Source organism: Moorena sp. SIO3I6, assembly GCF_010672095.1.
On record NZ_JAAHHU010001048.1, the window covers coordinates 1 to 1,747 of the forward strand.

The 1,747-nt window shown below is 40.5% G+C and carries 1 protein-coding gene and 2 pseudogenes; 1 reads left to right on the forward strand and 2 read right to left on the reverse strand.

The features are described from left to right. Positions 1-440: pseudogene (locus F6K49_RS45955) on the forward strand (hypothetical protein); the annotation flags it as partial. Positions 441-469: 29 nt separating this feature from the next. Here F6K49_RS45955 and F6K49_RS45960 read toward each other — a convergent pair. Both F6K49_RS45960 and F6K49_RS45965 read right to left on the reverse strand, forming a co-directional pair. After that, positions 470-1,084, reverse strand: a complete 615-nt coding sequence (locus F6K49_RS45960; RefSeq protein ID WP_070391961.1) for a hypothetical protein — start codon at positions 1,082-1,084, stop codon at positions 470-472. A 122-nt stretch (positions 1,085-1,206) separates the two neighbouring features. Next, positions 1,207-1,747: pseudogene (locus F6K49_RS45965) on the reverse strand (HNH endonuclease); the annotation flags it as partial.

Sequence of the window (1,747 nt, forward strand, 5' to 3'; positions counted from 1 at the left end):
CTAAAGCCATATCTTTTTTAATTGGATTAGTGATTTCCCTAGCCTTGAATATCGATACCATCAATATCAGCAATCAATTCTATAAAAACCACAGTGTAAGAGCTGCTGTCAATCAAGTCACTAATAGAATTGTTAATGAAACCGGTGCCTGTTTACAGCAAGAATCAAACAGTAATGACTGTTATGATAGTATAACCTCAGCTGTAGATGACCTAGCCTTTCTTCCCATTGGCTGGGGAGAAACTAATCTTATAGAGCAGTTTGAAGAACCGAATCATCTTCCCAGAGAGCTGGGTTTGACTTGGGTTTACTTCAAATTCGTTGTCGGGATTATTTTGAGTGCGATCGCAATCTGTATGGGAGCCCCCTTTTGGTTTGAAGTACTCAATAAGTTGGTCAACGTTCGTAATACTGGAGACAAACCAAAATCCTCTAAATAGACTCCCAAATAGACTCCCAACTGCTAGACCTATTGAGGCTGCAAGGCAAGAACTATAGCCTGGGTCCAGTGTACCTTGATCGGTGTAAACCTACAGGGTAAGTAGCACGAACTGCTTTTTCCAGTATTTGGTTCAAATATATTGAATAATAATTGGAGATTAAATTGGCCACCATTTTTAATCGCCTTCTTCAAGTCTTTCTCCGGAAATAATGCATCTTTAATCTTTTCATCGCTCAGCTTAAATTCGCAATTTTGACCAGGACGAATTTTACCAACGTCTTGGCTTTTCGGTGCCTCTTCCATATCACCAGAATTTACCCAAACCATAGGTCGTGCATTATTTCCCAAGTCAGTGATAATACTCTTATCCCAGTCTATTTCAATATAAACAGGATTCTCGTTGGTTTTATTTTTAACACTCAGTTTAAGATCCTTTAAGTCATCCAATTTATAGCTAGGATCGAAGCCAAAGTTGACTTCCATGAAATCATTAAGATTGTGCTTTTCCAGTTCCTGATTGATAGCATCAGAGTCTACCTTAACGGTTATAAGTTTGTCTATTTCCTGAAACGCTTTGTACAAAACGTAAGTAACACCGATTATATAAATGGTCAGGATTAGCAAGTTTTGGTCGTTATCCATCTTGAATATGGGAAGGGGACTCCCGTTATAAACGTTAGTTTTAGCGGGATGGGAATTCCCGCAATAAATAAATTGTTCGCGTAGCGTGGCCTACGGCCAGCGGTAGCGAATCGTTAAATAACTTAATTTGCGTACTCATAACCGTCAGCTTTGAAAATTGTTCGCAAGTACTTTGGATGTACGTCAATCTTCTTTTCTGGAGTTTGGAGAACGAAACTTGGGCGATAACGAATGGCTATTCTTCCTGTGTATTGACCGGCATATTTTCCTCCCTTGATATCAGCTTTGACAATATCTCCCGTTTGGAAGCCTTTGAAAAACTTAGCAGCAGGCGCATGAGCCTTAGGGAAGCCATACTTATTTGGACGACATCTTTGGCGCACCCCGTGACCTTTAGCTGTAACTATTAGCGGTTTCACTCCATTTAGGAGTAATGTCTGAGGAGTGGATTTACCTACACAAGCAGCATCAGTCCAATGGGTTTTCTCAATCTCTCTGGTTTTACGATTGAACTTAGTCAGACCACCAGAACCTGTGTCAACAGGTAATCCAGTCAGTTGCAGCCTCCTCCATACTTCCCAACGAGTTGAGTTAACTGCTGCTGCATCTTTCAAGGGGGATTTAGCCAATGCCAGTACTTTCTTTAGAAGTTCTGGTTTTTTG